General features: G+C 63.8%; 12 protein-coding genes and 1 pseudogene. 10 read left to right on the forward strand and 3 right to left on the reverse strand.

Annotated features, from left to right (window positions below):
* Positions 1-205 precede the first annotated feature (205 nt).
* The gene (locus tag CAG46_RS18560; protein ID WP_085618292.1) at positions 206-1,852 is read left to right on the forward strand and encodes a Na+/H+ antiporter; all 1,647 of its coding nucleotides are present in this window, start codon (positions 206-208) and stop codon (positions 1,850-1,852) included.
* 151 nt (positions 1,853-2,003) lie between these two features.
* On the opposite strand, the gene dapC is transcribed toward CAG46_RS18560, so the two are convergent.
* The 3 genes from dapC to map are packed head-to-tail and all read right to left on the reverse strand — an operon-like array spanning position 2,004 to position 6,758.
* Positions 2,004-3,200 (reverse strand): succinyldiaminopimelate transaminase, encoded by a 1,197-nt coding sequence (gene dapC / locus CAG46_RS18565; RefSeq protein ID WP_085618294.1) that lies wholly within the window; start codon positions 3,198-3,200, stop codon positions 2,004-2,006.
* Between the two features lie 30 nt (positions 3,201-3,230).
* On the reverse strand, positions 3,231-5,933 hold the full coding sequence (locus tag CAG46_RS18570; RefSeq protein WP_085618296.1) for a [protein-PII] uridylyltransferase: 2,703 nt from the start codon (positions 5,931-5,933) through the stop codon (positions 3,231-3,233).
* A 42-nt stretch (positions 5,934-5,975) separates the two neighbouring features.
* Positions 5,976-6,758, reverse strand: coding sequence for a type I methionyl aminopeptidase (gene map / locus CAG46_RS18575; protein WP_025337973.1), 783 nt, complete (start codon positions 6,756-6,758; stop codon positions 5,976-5,978).
* Between the two features lie 346 nt (positions 6,759-7,104).
* On the opposite strand from map, the gene rpsB reads away from it, so the two are divergent.
* From rpsB to CAG46_RS18620, 9 genes and pseudogenes are all read left to right on the forward strand, one after another.
* Complete coding sequence (gene rpsB, locus CAG46_RS18580) at positions 7,105-7,842, forward strand: 30S ribosomal protein S2 (RefSeq protein ID WP_003252287.1); 738 nt, start codon at positions 7,105-7,107, stop codon at positions 7,840-7,842.
* 186 nt (positions 7,843-8,028) lie between these two features.
* Positions 8,029-8,892: a translation elongation factor Ts gene (tsf, locus tag CAG46_RS18585; protein WP_013971250.1), complete on the forward strand. Its 864-nt coding sequence runs from the start codon at positions 8,029-8,031 to the stop codon at positions 8,890-8,892.
* A 180-nt stretch (positions 8,893-9,072) separates the two neighbouring features.
* Positions 9,073-9,816 carry a UMP kinase gene (pyrH, locus tag CAG46_RS18590; RefSeq protein WP_003252294.1) on the forward strand — a complete coding sequence of 248 codons (744 nt, stop codon included), beginning with the start codon at positions 9,073-9,075 and terminating at the stop codon, positions 9,814-9,816.
* Entirely contained in the window at positions 9,813-10,370 is a 558-nt protein-coding gene (frr, locus tag CAG46_RS18595; RefSeq protein ID WP_025337974.1) for a ribosome recycling factor, read from the forward strand. The genes pyrH and frr overlap by 4 nt, the downstream gene beginning before the upstream one ends.
* A 15-nt stretch (positions 10,371-10,385) precedes the next feature.
* Entirely contained in the window at positions 10,386-11,141 is a 756-nt protein-coding gene (uppS, locus tag CAG46_RS18600; protein WP_015269194.1) for a polyprenyl diphosphate synthase, read from the forward strand.
* Complete coding sequence (locus tag CAG46_RS18605) at positions 11,141-11,956, forward strand: phosphatidate cytidylyltransferase (RefSeq protein ID WP_013971253.1); 816 nt, start codon at positions 11,141-11,143, stop codon at positions 11,954-11,956. The genes uppS and CAG46_RS18605 overlap by 1 nt, the downstream gene beginning before the upstream one ends.
* Positions 11,953-13,143: a 1-deoxy-D-xylulose-5-phosphate reductoisomerase gene (gene ispC / locus CAG46_RS18610; protein ID WP_085587678.1), complete on the forward strand. Its 1,191-nt coding sequence runs from the start codon at positions 11,953-11,955 to the stop codon at positions 13,141-13,143. Before CAG46_RS18605 ends, ispC begins: the two co-directional genes overlap by 4 nt.
* 71 nt (positions 13,144-13,214) lie before the next feature.
* Positions 13,215-14,567 (forward strand): RIP metalloprotease RseP, encoded by a 1,353-nt coding sequence (gene rseP, locus CAG46_RS18615; RefSeq protein WP_085587702.1) that lies wholly within the window; start codon positions 13,215-13,217, stop codon positions 14,565-14,567.
* Between the two features lie 74 nt (positions 14,568-14,641).
* Positions 14,642-14,821 (forward strand): annotated as a pseudogene (locus tag CAG46_RS18620) (outer membrane assembly protein); the annotation flags it as partial.

Consider the following 14,821-nt stretch of genomic DNA (forward strand, 5'->3'; position numbering starts at 1 on the left):
CGTGATCCCAGCAGTTCAAGCCTGACTAGCGCACGATGCTCGCCAACGTCAGTCACGATTGCTGGGTATCATCATGTTACATATTCATCCGCCACCTGCGACTATCGTGCAGCGGCCCCGAATCCCCCATCGCCGCTAACATATTGTTTCAATGGCGATGTTTCGCCCTGTTGTCGTTTCTGGTTCACAAAGGAAGCTTTCCCGGATGCAGTCCGCCTACACCGTCCTCATCCTGCTGACGCTGGTCAGCGTGTCGAAGCTGGTCGGCCGCATGATTCCGCTGCCCTTGCCGCTGGTACAGATCGCCGCCGGCGCCTTGCTTGCGTGGCCGACACTGGGCCTGCATGTGGCACTGGACCCCGAGCTGTTCCTGTTCCTGTTCCTGCCGCCGTTGCTGTTCGCCGACGGCTGGCGCATTCCCAAGCGCGAGTTGTGGCGCATTCGTGGGCCGGTGGTGGCGCTGGCCGTGGGTCTGGTGCTGTTTACCGTGGTCGGGGCCGGTTACTTCATTCACTGGCTGCTGCCGAGCATCCCGCTGCCCGTGGCCTTCGCCCTGGCCGCAGTGTTGTCGCCAACCGACGCCGTGGCGGTTTCGGCCATTACCCAGGACCGCCTGCCCACCCCGCTGATGCACATGCTCCAGGGCGAGGCCCTGATGAACGATGCCTCGGGCCTGGTGACCTTCAAGTTCGCCCTGGCGGCGGCGATCACCGGGGTGTTCTCGCTGACCGACGCAAGCTTCAGCTTCGTACTGGTCGCCCTGGGCGGCTTGGCGGTGGGCGTGGCCCTGAGCTGGCTGATCGGCCGCCTGCGTGCCTGGATGATCGCCCGCGGCTGGGACGACCCGGCCACCCACGTGGTGTTCATGTTGCTGCTGCCGTTCGCTGCCTACGTGCTGGCCGAGCGCCTGGGCGTGTCGGGCATCCTTTCGGCGGTAGCGGCTGGCATGATGCAGAGCTGGCTCGACCTGCTGCCACGGCAGACCAGCACGCGCCTGCTCAACCGCAGCGTGTGGTCGCTGCTGGAGTTCGCTTTCAACGGCCTGATCTTCCTGCTGCTGGGCCTGCAGTTGCCGGACATCATCAAGGCCGTGGTCAGCCATGAACCCACCGTCTGGCCGACCCTGGCCTGGCGCTGCCTGGACGTGGTGGCGATCTTTGTGGCGCTGATCTTGCTGCGGTTCATCTGGGTCCAGAGCATCTGGCGCTCGATCGGTGTGGTACGCCGCTGGCGCGGCAAGCCGGCGCTGGTGCTGATGCCCACGGCGCGCTCCTGCTGGCTGCTGACCCTGGGTGGTGTGCGCGGTGCGGCGACCCTGGCCGGCGTGATGTCGATCCCGTTGCTGATGGGAGCAGGCAAGGCCTTCCCGGAGCGTGACCTGCTGATCTTCATTGCGGCCGGGGTGATCCTGCTGTCGTTGATCAGTGCCTGTATCGCGTTGCCGCTGTTGCTGCGCGGGGTGACCAAGAGCCCGGACGAGCGCTTGCACCAGGAGGTGCAGGAGGCCTGGCGACGCACGGCCGAGGCGGCGATCCATGCGCTGGAGGCAGAGGAAGTGATCGATAGCAATGCGCCGCAGGATGCCGCGCAGGCGACCCTGGCGACCGAGTTGAAGGCGCGCTTGATGGCGGAATACCGCGATGAGCTGGACAGCTACAACGACAGTGCCGAAGCCAAGGCGCTGGCCGAGCAGATGGACCTGCTGGAGCGGCGTTTGCGCTTGCGGGCGCTGCGGGCGCAGCGGCTGGAGCTGTATGAACTGCATCGCCAGCATCTGGTGGGGGATGAAGTGGTGCGGCAGGTGCTGGGTGAGCTGGATATGAGTGAAGCGAACCTGGGGGCAGTCAAGTAGATTGCAGGGGGCCGCTATGCGGCCCTGTGGGAGCGGGTTTACCCGCGAATCAGGCGACGCGGTGCATGGCACCGGCTGTGCCGGTGTTCGCGGGTAAACCCGCTCCTACAGGTACTGCACAACACTCGAGAGTTGTACGGCCTCTGTCGAATCAGCGGTTCTGCAGGAACTCGCGAATCCGCTCCGCCGCCTCGATGCACTCGGCCAGCGGTGCAACCAGTGCCATGCGCACGCGCCCGGCGCCCGGGTTCACGCCATCCACTTCGCGCGACAGGTACGACCCCGGCACCACCGTCACATGCTGGGCCTCGAACAGGTCGCGGGTGAACTCGGCATCGCCGCCGGGTACCTTGGCCCACAGGTAGAAGCTGCCATCCGGTCGCTGCACGTCCAGCACCGGCTGCAGGATATCCAGCACGGCATCGTACTTGGCGCGGTACTGGTCGCGGTTCTCGCGCACATGCGCCTCGTCCTGCCAGGCAGCGATGCTGGCCAGCTGGGTTTGTACCGGCATGGCGCAACCGTGATAGGTACGGTACAGCAGGAACGGCTTGATGATCTCGGCGTCACCGGCGACGAAGCCCGAGCGCAGGCCCGGCAGGTTGGAGCGCTTGGACAGGCTGTGGAATACCACGCAGCGCTTGAAGTCGCTGCGGCCCAGTTCTGCACAGGCAGTCAGCAGGCCTGGTGGCGGGGCATCCTCGTCGAAGTACAGCTCGCTATAGCACTCGTCGGCGGCAATCACGAAGTCGTGCTCGTCGGCCAGGGCAATCAGCTTCTTCAGGGTGTCCATCGGCACCAGTGCGCCGGTGGGGTTGCCCGGCGAGCACAGGAACAGGATCTGGCAACGCTTCCACACTTCAGCCGGCACGGCGTCGAAGTCGGGGTTGAAACCGTTGCTTTCCAGGCACGGCAGGTAGTGCGGGGTGGCACCGGCCAGCAGCGCTGCGCCTTCGTAGATCTGGTAGAACGGGTTGGGGCTGACCACCAGGCCGTCATCGGCGCGGTTGACCACGGCCTGGGTGAAGGCGAACAGCGCTTCACGGGTGCCGTTGACCGGCAGGATGTGGCGGTCGGCATCCAGCCAGCCGGCCGGTACGCCGAAGCGCCGCTCGCACCACTGGCCGATGGCCTGGCGCAGGGCCGGCAGGCCGATGGTGCTCGGGTACACCGCCAGCTTGTCGAGGTTGTCGGCCATGGCCTGGGCGACGAACGCCGGCGATTCGTGCTTCGGCTCACCGATCGACAGGGCGATGGCGCGCTTGTCCGCCGCAGGTGCAACGCTGCCCAGCAGGGCGCGGAGTTTCTCGAACGGGTAGGGCTGAAGCTGGGTCAAGGCATGGTTCATCGGCGCAAGGTCTCGTCAATCGTCTAGTCGTTAAAAGGTCACGCGGGTGGGGCTGGCATCGCTGGCCTGGCCGGCCTGCAGCTGCTGGACGATGGCCTCCTGCAGTCGGCTGCACAGCTGTGGGTCGGACAGCGGCTGGTTGTCGGCATCGGTGATGAAGAACACGTCTTCCACCCGCTCGCCAAGGGTGGCGATCTTGGCGTTCTGCAGCGACAGGTCGAACTCCAGGAAGATTCGCCCCAGCCGGGCCAGCAGGCCTGGGCGGTCGGGCGCGGTGATTTCGAGGATGGTCACCGGCCGCTGGGCATCGTTGAGGATGGTCACCTGTGGCGGGAAGTCGAAGTGCTTGAGCTGGCGCGGTACCCGGCGCTGGATGATGGTCGGGTAGTCCTCGGGGTTGCGCAGCGCTTCGGTCAGGCCGTCGCGAATCTGCTTGACCCGCTGCGGGTTGTCGCCGATCGAGCCGCCGTCGTTGTCCAGCACGATGTAGGTGTCGAGGGTGAACTGGCTGCTCGAGGTGATGATTCGCGCGTCATGAATGTTCAGGTTCAGCTGCGACATGGCCGCCACCGTCACGGCGAAGAAGTCGTGCTGGTCGGGGGCATAGATGAAGATCTGCGTGCCACCCTCGAACTCGCGCTGGGTGGTTTCCTTGATCAGCACCAGCGGCCCGCCATCGGCCGGCTGCTGGAGGATCGCGTCACTGTGCCAGGCCACGTCGGCGGCGGTGTGCTTGAGGAAGTAGTCATCGCCCAGTTGCGACCACAGCTGCTCGACGTCGTCCGGGTCGGTGCCTTCGCGCACCAGGATATCCAGCGCCGCCGATTGGGTCTGGCGAATCTGCTCCTCGCGGTCCAGCGGGTTTTCCAGGCCACGGCGCAGGGCGCGCTTGGTCTCGGTGTACAGCTGGCGCAGCAGGCTGGCCCGCCACGAATTCCACAGGCTGGGGTTGGTGGCGTTGATATCGGCCACGGTCAGCACGTACAGGTAGTCCAGGCGTGTCTCGTCGCCCACGTGCAGGGCAAAATCGTTGATCACCTGAGGGTCGGACAGGTCCTTGCGCTGGGCGGTGGTCGACATCACCAGGTGGTTCTGCACCAGCCAGACGATCAGCCGGCTGTCCCAGGCCGGCAACTGGTGGCGCTCGCAGAACTTCTGCGCATCCACGGCGCCCAGCTCGGAATGGTCGCCCTGGCGGCCCTTGCCGATGTCGTGGTACAGGCCGGCCAGGTAGATCAGCTCGGGCTTGGGCAGGCGGCCCATGAGCTTGCTGGCCAGCGGGAATTTTTCGGACACCGGCGTGTATTGCAGCTTGCGCAGGTGCTTGATGAGGTTGAGGGTGTGCGCATCGACCGTATAGATGTGGAACAGGTCGTGCTGCATCTGCCCGACGATCAGGCCGAACTCCGGCAGGTAGCGGCCGAGGATGCCGTAGCGGTTCATCCGCCGCAGGTTGCGGTGGATGCCGATTTCGCACTTGAACAGCTCGATGAACAGGCTGGTGTTGCGGATATCGGTGCGGAAGGTATCGTCGATCAGGTGCCGGTGCTCGCGCAGCAGCCGCACGGTATCGGCGCGTACGCCCTTGATCTCGGGGTGCTGGGCCATCAGCACGAAGATTTCCAGCATGGCGAACGGCGTGCGCTTGAACACGTTCGGCCTGGCCGCTTCTATGTAGCCGTCATGCAGGCGGAAGCGCGCGTTCAGCGGCTGGGTTGTGCCGCTGTCGTCATCGGCGAGGATGACCTCCTCGAAGTGCTGGATGATCAGGTCGCACAGCTGGCTGATGCTCATCACCACCCGGTAGTACTGCTGCATGAACTGCTCGATCGCCCGCTTGGGGTTGTCGTCGCTGTAGCCCAGCAGCGCGGCGATGCTGCGCTGGTGGTCGAACAGCAGGCGATCCTCGGCGCGCCCGGCCAGCATGTGCAAGGCGTAGCGCACCCTCCACAGGAAGTCCTGGGACGAGGCCAGCAGCTCGTTCTCGCTTTCCAGCAGGAAACCTTCGCCGGCCAGCGCGTGCAGGTTGAGGGTGCCGTACTGGCGGCGGGCCACCCACAGCACTGTCTGGATGTCGCGCAGGCCGCCGGGTGAACCTTTCACATTGGGTTCGAGGTTGTACTCGGTGTCGTTGTACTTGTGGTGGCGGGCCTTGAGTTCGGCTCGCTTGGCCAGGAAGAAGTCCTTGCTCGGCCACATGTGCGCAGTGCTGGTCACCTCCAGCATGCGCTGGCGCAGGGCCTCGGGGCCGGCAATGGTGCGGCTTTCCATCAGGTTGGTGATGACCGTCAGGTCGGCACGGGCCTGCTCGGCGCACTCGTCGACGGTGCGCACGCTCTGGCCCACTTCCAGGCCGATGTCCCACAGCAGGGTGAGAAACCGCTCGATGGCATCGCGATACTGCTCGTGTTCGGCAGCATCCAGCAGGATCAGCAGGTCGATGTCCGAATGCGGGTGCAGCTCACCGCGCCCGTAGCCACCCACCGCGACCAGGGCGATGCCGCTCTGGTCGCCCCAGTCGAACTGGTTCCAGGCCTGCTGCAGGATGTTGTCGACGAGCCAGGCGCGGGCCTCGATCAGTGGGCGGATTTCGCAGCCACTGCGGAAACGCTTGTCGAGCACCTCGCCGGCCTGGCGGATGGCTTTCTTGAAGGCAGCGATGGGGCTCGCCTTGAGGGCCAGTTCCGCCTGGAACTGGCCGCGGTCGAACAACTCGGGGTCCACCTGGGGCATCGCGTCACGTTCCTGTCGTGGGGGTGGCCTGTGGGAGTGCGGTCAGGCCGAGGTGCGCGGGATGGTGTCGTCCTTGCGCAGGGTGAAGATCTCGTAGCCGGTCGCGGTCACCACCAGGGTGTGTTCCCACTGGGCCGAGAGCTTGCGGTCCTTGGTGATGGCGGTCCAGCCGTCGCCCAGCACCTTGGTGTCGGCCTTGCCCTGGTTGATCATCGGCTCGATGGTGAAGGTCATGCCTTCCTTCAGCTCCATGCCGGTGCCGGCGCGGCCGTAGTGCAGGATCTGCGGCTCTTCGTGGAACACCTTGCCAATGCCGTGGCCGCAGAACTCGCGCACCACCGAGAAGCCGTTCTTTTCAGCGTGCTTCTGGATCACTTCGCCGATGTCGCCCAGGCGGCAGCCCGGCTTGACCAGTTCGATGGCCTTGTACATGCACTCCTGGGTGACCTTGGACAGGCGCTCGGCCCATACCGGCACGGTGCCGACGTGGAACATGCGGCTGGTGTCGCCGTGGTAGCCGTCCTTGATCACGGTGACGTCGATGTTCAGCGTGTCACCGTCCTTGAGCGGCTTGTCGTTGGGGATGCCGTGGCAGACCACATGGTTGATCGAGGTGCAGATCGACTTCGGGTAGCCCTTGTAGTTGAGCGGTGCCGGGATGGCCTGCTGGACGTTGACGATGTAGTCGTGGCACAGGCGGTCCAGCTCTTCGGTGGTGACACCGGGCTTGACGTGTTCCTCGATCATTTCCAGCACGTCGGCGGCCAGGCGGCCAGCGATGCGCATCTTCTCGATGTCTTCTGCGGTCTTGATGGTGACGGTCATTACAGGCTCTCTACAGCGCCGCATGCGGCGCGAACAAACGGGAAAGGCCGGATTCTAGCAGAGCAGGGCGCCGATCGGTCGGGATAAAGGCGGCCATGCTGCTGTCTATAGCTGGCATTCTGGCGCGAAAGCCGGGGTGCTGCAAAAACCGCTGACGGACGCAACAGTATCCGGGTTCCGTTCGGCCGCGGTCTGTGGTATAAAATGCGCCGCTTTCGGGGACGACCCCGTCAGCACTTAACCCACACACGTGTCGACACGATGACCTGGGTGCCCCGAGTTGCAGAATTCGCGGGTTGGTCATTGGGATACGTGGAGGCCCAACCCGACTTATCAAGGAACTATCATGTCCCAAGTCAACATGCGCGATATGCTGAAGGCCGGTGTGCACTTCGGCCACCAGACCCGTTACTGGAACCCGAAAATGGGCAAGTACATTTTCGGCGCGCGTAACAAGATCCACATCGTCAACCTGGAAAAAACCCTGCCAATGTTCAACGACGCTCTGTCGTTCGTAGAGCGCCTGGCCCAGGGCAAGAACAAGATCCTGTTCGTCGGCACCAAGCGTTCCGCCGGCAAGATCGTCGCCGAGCAAGCTGCTCGTTGCGGTTCGCCGTACGTTGACCACCGTTGGTTGGGCGGCATGCTGACCAACTACAAGACCATCCGCGCTTCGATCAAGCGTCTGCGCGACCTGGAAACCCAGGCCGAAGACGGCACTTTCGCCAAGCTGACCAAGAAAGAAGCCCTGATGCGCTCCCGCGACCTGGAAAAACTGGATCGCAGCCTGGGCGGCATCAAGGACATGGGCGGTCTGCCAGACGCTCTGTTCGTTATCGACGTTGATCACGAGCGCATCGCGATCACCGAAGCCAACAAGCTGGGCATCCCGGTTATCGGCGTTGTCGATACCAACAGCAGCCCGGAAGGTGTTGACTACATCATCCCAGGTAACGATGACGCCATCCGCGCTATCGAGCTGTACATGACTTCGATGGCTGACGCAGTCATCCGCGGCCGTAACAACGTTGCCGGCGGCACCGAAGTTTACGCTGAAGAAGCGGCTGCACCTGCTGCCGAGTAATTAGACGCTAGCGTCGACTTGGCACGCAAAAAGGGGGCTCTGCCCCCTTTTTGCCACCTTGAAATCCTGCTGTCAGCATCGGCCCCGCATCATGGGCTCGCTGAGATAAACACAGCGGATTTGCAGAATTGAACGCCCGTGACGAACGGGTGGAATGGTTGAAAAACTTTCCAAGAGGATTTTGAAATGGCAGCAATTACTGCAGCGCTGGTCAAAGAACTGCGCGAGCGTACCGGCGAAGGCATGATGGATTGCAAGAAGGCCCTGGAAAAGGCCGGCGGCGACATCGAAAAAGCCATTGACGACATGCGTGCCTCGGGCGCCATCAAGGCCGCCAAAAAGGCTGGCAACGTCGCTGCTGAAGGCGCTATCGCCGTCAAGACCGACGGTAAATCCGCCGTCCTGCTGGAAGTGAACTCGCAGACCGACTTCCTGGCCCTGCAAGACGACTTCAAGAACTTCGTTGCCGACAGCATCGAAGAAGCCTTCGCCCAGAAGCTGACCGACGCTGCTCCGCTGATCGCCTCGCGTGAAGCTGCTCGTGAAGCCCTGGTTGCCAAGTGCGGCGAGAACGTCAACATCCGTCGCCTGGTGCGCGTTGAAGGTGACGTTGTCGGTGCCTACCTGCACGGCAACAAGATCGGCGCTGCCGTTGTCCTGAAAGGCGGCGACGTCGATCTGGCCAAGAACATCGCCATGCACGTTGCAGCTTCGAACCCTGAGTTCCTGCTGCCATCGGAAGTATCGGCCGAAGCCATCGAGCGCGAGAAGGGCGTCTTCCTGCAGCTGAACGCTGACAAGATCGCCGGCAAGCCGGAAAACATCGTCGAGAACATGATCAAAGGTCGTATCTCGAAGTTCCTGGCCGAAGCCTCGCTGGTCGAGCAAGCCTTCGTCATGAACCCGGAAGTCAAGGTTGGCGAGCTGGCCAAGAAAGCCGGTGCTGAAATCGTTTCCTTCACCTACTTCAAAGTAGGCGAAGGCATCGAGAAGCCAGTCGACGACTTCGCTGCTGAAGTTGCCGCTCAGGTAGCTGCTGCCAAGCAGTAAGACAGCCCCGTCTGTCGCCCCGAAGAGGCTGCCCGCTCACGCGCGCAGCCTCTTTGTCAAAACGGCGAAGGGTTTATAAAACCTGCCGCCGCTGGCACCAAAACGGTGCCACGCTACAGTTAGCAGGCTGCAAACAGCCCGCACGAATTTTCTAAAAGTACGCCGCAGGAGAGACTCGCAATGGCTCAGCAGGTGAGTGGTCGCCAACCTCGCTATAAACGCATTTTGCTCAAACTTAGCGGCGAGGCCCTGATGGGCTCGGAAGACTTCGGGATCGACCCGAAAGTGCTGGATCGCATGGCCCTCGAAGTTGGCCAGCTGGTAGGGATCGGTGTCCAGGTCGGCCTGGTGATCGGTGGTGGCAACCTGTTCCGCGGCGCCGCGCTCAGCGCAGCCGGCATGGACCGTGTCACCGGTGACCACATGGGCATGCTGGCCACCGTGATGAACGGCCTGGCCATGCGCGACGCGCTGGAGCGCTCGAACATCCCGGCCCTGGTCATGTCGGCCATTTCCATGGTCGGTGTCACCGATCATTACGATCGTCGCAAAGCTATTCGCCACCTCAACTCCGGGGATGTGGTAATTTTCTCCGCCGGTACCGGCAACCCGTTCTTCACCACCGACTCCGCGGCCTGCCTGCGCGCCATCGAAATCGATGCCGACGTGGTGCTGAAGGCGACCAAGGTCGATGGTGTGTACACTGCCGATCCATTCAAGGACCCGCATGCCGAGAAGTTCGATCACCTGACCTACGACGAGGTCCTGGATCGCAAGCTGGGTGTGATGGACCTGACCGCAATCTGCCTGTGCCGTGACCACAAGATGCCATTGCGGGTATTCAACATGAACAAGCCTGGCGCCCTGCTGAACATCGTGGTGGGTGGCGCTGAAGGTACTCTGATCGAGGAAGGCCAAGCATGATCAACGACATCAAGAAAGACGCGCAGGAGCGCATGACCAAGTCCCTCGAGGCCCTGGCCCGCAACCTGGCGGCAATCCGCACCGGTCGCGCCCACCCGAGCATCCTGGACAGCGTCAAGGTCCCGGCCTGGGGTAGCGAGATGCCGCTGAACCAGGTGGCCGCGATCACCGTCGAAGATGCCCGCACCCTGAAGATCGTCGCCCACGACAAGAACCTCAGCGCCGCCATCGAGAAGGCCATTCTCACCTCCGACCTGGGCCTGAACCCGTCCAGCGCCGGCACCACCATCCGTGTGCCGATGCCGGCCCTGACCGAGGAAACCCGCAAGGGCTACACCAAGCAGGCCAGCGGCGTTGCCGAGGATGCCAAGGTAGCCGTGCGCAACGTGCGCCGTGACGCCCTGGCCGACCTGAAGAAGCTGACCAAGGACAAGGAAATCAGCGAAGACGAAGAGCGTCGTGCCGCTGACGAAATCCAGAAACTGACCGACAAGTACGTTGCCGAAGTCGATGCCGCCTTCAAAGCCAAGGAAAAGGACCTGATGGCCGTCTAAGGCCGGGGTTTTTTAATGGAAAAGACCAAGCCAGCGGCGCCGTCCTCGGTGCCGCGTCATGTCGCGATCATCATGGATGGCAACAACCGCTGGGCGAAAAAGCGCCTGTTGCCCGGCGTTGCCGGGCACAAGGCGGGTGTCGACGCCGTTCGCGCGGTCATCGAAGTCTGTGCCGAGTCCGGGGTCGAGGTGCTGACCCTGTTCGCCTTCTCCAGTGAGAACTGGCAGCGTCCCGCCGAAGAGGTCGGTGCGCTGATGGAGCTGTTCTTCTCGGCCCTGCGCCGCGAGGCCAAGCGCCTCAACGAGAACAACATCAGCCTGCGTATCATCGGTGACCGTTCGCGTTTCCATCCGGAGCTGCAAGCCGCCATGCGCGAGGCCGAGGCGCTGACCGCCGGCAACAACCGCTTCATTCTGCAGATCGCGGCCAACTACGGTGGCCAGTGGGACATCGCCCAGGCCGCCCAGCGGCTGGCGCGGGAAGTGCAAGCCGGGCACCTGCGCCCGGAAGACATCACCCCGGGCCTGCTGCAGACCTGCCTGGCAACCGGCGAGCTGCCGCTGCCGGACCTGTGCATCCGCACTGGTGGCGAGCACCGCATCAGCAACTTCCTGTTGTGGCAGCTGGCCTACGCCGAGCTGTATTTCTCCGACCTGTACTGGCCGGACTTCAAACACGAGGCCATGCGCAACGCCCTGGCCGATTTCGCTTCGCGCCAGCGCCGCTTCGGTAAGACCAGCGAGCAGGTCGAGGCTGGAGCTCGTGCTTAATGCTTAAACAACGCATCATTACCGCGCTGATCCTGCTGCCGATCGCGCTGGGTGGCTTCTTCCTGCTCAATGGTGGGGATTTCGCCCTGTTCATCGGCTTCGTGGTGACCCTCGGCGCCTGGGAGTGGGCGCGCCTGGCCGGGCTCATGGCCCAGCCACTGCGCATCGCCTATGCCGTGGTCGTCGCCGGAGCGCTGATGTTGCTGTACATCCTTCCGGAGCTGGCGCCTTGGGTGCTGGGCGCTGCGGTGATCTGGTGGGGGTTGGCCACCTGGCTGGTGCTTACCTACCCGCGCAGCAGCGAGCTGTGGGCCAGTGCCGCCTGCCGGTTGCTGATCGGCCTGCTGGTATTGCTGCCGGCCTGGCAGGGGTTGGTGCTGCTCAAGCACTGGCCGCTGGGTAACTGGCTGATCCTGTCGGTCATGGTGTTGGTGTGGGCTGCCGATATTGGCGCGTACTTCTCCGGCCGTGCCTTCGGCAAGCGCAAGCTGGCGCCTCAGGTCAGCCCTGGCAAGAGCTGGGAAGGCGTGTATGGCGGCCTGGCGGTCAGCCTGGTGATCACCCTGGTGGTCGGTATCAGCCGCGACTGGGGCTTCGGCCAGATCCTGCTGGGCCTGCTGAGTGCCGCGCTGGTGGTCATGTCTTCGGTGGTCGGTGACCTGACCGAAAGCATGTTCAAGCGCCGTTCCGGCATCAAGGACAGCAGCAACCTGTTGCCCGGCCATGGTGGGGTGCTCGACCGCATCGACAGCCTGACTGCGGCGATCCCGATTTTCGCCGTGCTGCTGTGGGCTGCCGAATGGGGTGTTATGTGAGCCGCCCGCAGCGTATTACCGTGCTCGGGGCCACCGGCTCCATCGGCCTGAGCACGCTGGATGTCATCGCGCGCCATCCCGACCGCTACCAGGTGTTCGCCCTGAGTGGCTATTCGCGTATCGACGAATTGCAGGCCCTGTGCGTGCGCCATCGCCCGGCATTCGCCGTGGTGCCGAGTGCCGAGGCGGCCGCGCGACTGCGCGAAAGCCTGGTAGCGGCGGGCTGCGCCACCGAGGTGCTGGAAGGCGAGGCGGGGCTGTGCCAGGTGGCTTCTGCGTCGGAAGTGGACGCAGTGATGGCGGCCATCGTCGGCGCCGCCGGCCTGCGCCCCACCCTGGCGGCGGTCGAGGCGGGCAAGAAGGTGTTGCTGGCCAACAAGGAGGCGCTGGTGATGTCCGGCGCGCTGTTCATGGAGGCGGTGCGGCGCAGTGGCGCCGTGCTGCTGCCGATCGACAGCGAGCACAATGCGATCTTCCAGTGCATGCCCGGCGACTACGCGCGCGGCCTGAGTGCCGTCGGCGTACGCCGGATCCTGCTCACCGCCTCCGGTGGCCCGTTCCGCGAGACCCCCGTCGAGGCGCTGCTGGATGTCACCCCGGAACAGGCATGCGCGCACCCCAACTGGTCCATGGGGCGCAAGATATCCGTGGATTCGGCCAGCATGATGAACAAGGGCCTGGAACTGATCGAGGCCTGCTGGTTGTTCGATGCGGCACCGGCCAAGGTCGAGGTGGTGGTGCACCCGCAGAGCGTGATCCACTCCCTGGTGGATTATGTCGACGGTTCGGTGCTGGCGCAGCTGGGTAACCCGGACATGCGCACACCCATTGCCAACGCCCTGGCCTGGCCCGAGCGGATCGATTCCGGGGTGGCACCGCTGGACCTGTTCGCCATCGCCCGTCTGGATTTCCAGGCGCCCGACGAACAGCGCTTCCCTTGCCTGCGCCTGGCGCGGCAGGCTGCCGAGGCCGGCAACAGCGCACCGGCCGTGCTCAATGCGGCCAACGAGGTTGCGGTCGAGGCATTTCTCCAGCGGCGTATCCGCTTCCCGGAGATCGCGGGTATGATCGAACAGGTGCTCGATCAGGAGCCCGTCGTACCGCTGCCGTCGCTGGACGCGGTGTTCGCCGCCGACCAGCGTGCCCGGGAGCTTTCCCGTGAGTGGCTGAGGCGTCACGGTCGCTGATGCAGGCCCGCCACGGTTCACGAGGGGGCTGGGCATGATGCCAGCCCGCTGAACATCATTCGGAGATGGATATGACAGCGCTCTACATGATTATCGGCACCCTCGTAGCCTTGGGTGTACTGGTCACTTTCCATGAATTCGGCCACTTCTGGGTGGCACGCCGCTGCGGTGTCAAGGTGCTGCGCTTCTCGGTAGGCTTCGGCACGCCGCTGCTGCGCTGGCATGACCGCCATGGCACCGAGTTCGTGGTCGCTGCGATCCCGCTGGGTGGTTACGTCAAGATGCTCGACGAGCGCGAGGGTGATGTGCCGCCGGCGCTGATCGAGCAGTCGTTCAACCGCAAGTCCGTGCGCCAGCGCATCGCGATCGTCGCGGCGGGCCCGGTTGCCAACTTCCTGCTGGCCATCCTGTTTTTCTGGGTACTGGCGATGCTGGGTACCCAGCAGATCCGCCCGGTGATCGGTGCGGTCGATGCGGGCAGCCTGGCAGCATCGGCAGGCCTGACCGCAGGTCAGGAAATCGTCTCCATCGACGGCAAGCCGACCAATGGTTGGTCTGCAGTCAACCTGCAACTGGTTCGCCGCCTGGGCGAGAGCGGCACCCTGCAGGTTGGCGTGCGTGAAGAGGGCGCCAGCGCCGAGCGCCAGCTGCAGGTGAAGCTGGACAGCTGGCTCAAGGGCGCCGACGAGCCGGACCCGATCCAGTCCCTTGGGCTGCACCCTTGGCGCCCGGCGATCGTGCCGGTGTTGGCCGAGATCGATCCGAAGGGGCCGGCTGCCGCTGCGGGCCTGAAAACCGGTGACAAGCTGCTGGCCCTCGATGGCGTGGCAGTGAGCGAATGGCAGCAGGTGGTCGATGCCGTGCGGGCCCGCCCGCAAGCCAAGGTTGTGGTGCGTGTCGAGCGCGATGGTGCTGCGCTGGACGTCCCGGTCACCCTGGCGCGCAAGGGCGAGGGCAAGGCGGCCGGCGGCTATCTTGGCGCCGGTGTAAAAGGTGGCGAATGGCCTGCCAACATGCTCCGCGAAGTCAGCTACGGCCCGCTGGATGCGGTGGGTGAGGGCTTGTCACGCACCTGGAACATGAGCGTCCTGACCCTTGAATCGCTGAAGAAAATGCTGTTCGGGGAGCTCTCGGTAAAAAACTTGAGCGGACCGATAACCATTGCTAAAGTGGCGGGCGCTTCAGCCCAGTCCGGCGTGGGGGATTTCCTGAATTTCCTGGCCTACCTGAGCATAAGCCTGGGGGTTCTTAACCTGCTGCCCATCCCGGTTCTGGATGGGGGGCATTTGCTGTTTTACCTGGTCGAGTGGGCGCGCGGTCGTCCGCTGTCGGATCGGGTGCAAGGTTGGGGGGTCCAGATCGGTATCAGTTTGGTCATAGGGGTGATGTTGCTCGCCCTGATCAACGATCTGGGTCGACTATAAAGCTTCGCTCAATTGCGAAACCTGCCGTCTTGTCGCGGCGGGCTGTTTATTGCCAGTTGGAATAAAAGGACTTCATGAAACGTCTGCTGCTAACTGCGGTCATGTCCGCACTGATGATCGCTGAAGTTCACGCCGAGTCCTTCACCATCTCCGATATCCGCGTCAACGGCCTGCAGCGGGTTTCCGCCGGCAGTGTCTTCGGTGCCTTGCCGCTGAACGTCGGCGACCAGGCCGATGACCGCCGACTGGTGGAG

Source organism: Pseudomonas sp. B23(2017), from assembly GCF_002113725.1.
Classification (GTDB): Bacteria; Pseudomonadota; Gammaproteobacteria; order Pseudomonadales; family Pseudomonadaceae; genus Aquipseudomonas; species Aquipseudomonas putida_Z.

Excerpts from the sequence above, each read along its gene's own strand:
- rseP (WP_085587702.1), top strand. The coding sequence starts at position 13,215 with ATGACAGCGCTCTACATGATTATCGGCACCCTCGTAGCCTTGGGTGTA.
- dapC (WP_085618294.1), bottom strand. The coding sequence starts at position 3,200 with ATGAACCATGCCTTGACCCAGCTTCAGCCCTACCCGTTCGAGAAACTC.
- rpsB (WP_003252287.1), top strand. The coding sequence starts at position 7,105 with ATGTCCCAAGTCAACATGCGCGATATGCTGAAGGCCGGTGTGCACTTC.
- CAG46_RS18570 (WP_085618296.1), bottom strand. The coding sequence starts at position 5,933 with ATGCCCCAGGTGGACCCCGAGTTGTTCGACCGCGGCCAGTTCCAGGCG.
- uppS (WP_015269194.1), top strand. The coding sequence starts at position 10,386 with ATGGAAAAGACCAAGCCAGCGGCGCCGTCCTCGGTGCCGCGTCATGTC.
- frr (WP_025337974.1), top strand. The coding sequence starts at position 9,813 with ATGATCAACGACATCAAGAAAGACGCGCAGGAGCGCATGACCAAGTCC.
- map (WP_025337973.1), bottom strand. The coding sequence starts at position 6,758 with ATGACCGTCACCATCAAGACCGCAGAAGACATCGAGAAGATGCGCATC.
- pyrH (WP_003252294.1), top strand. The coding sequence starts at position 9,073 with ATGGCTCAGCAGGTGAGTGGTCGCCAACCTCGCTATAAACGCATTTTG.
- tsf (WP_013971250.1), top strand. The coding sequence starts at position 8,029 with ATGGCAGCAATTACTGCAGCGCTGGTCAAAGAACTGCGCGAGCGTACC.
- CAG46_RS18605 (WP_013971253.1), top strand. The coding sequence starts at position 11,141 with ATGCTTAAACAACGCATCATTACCGCGCTGATCCTGCTGCCGATCGCG.
- CAG46_RS18560 (WP_085618292.1), top strand. The coding sequence starts at position 206 with ATGCAGTCCGCCTACACCGTCCTCATCCTGCTGACGCTGGTCAGCGTG.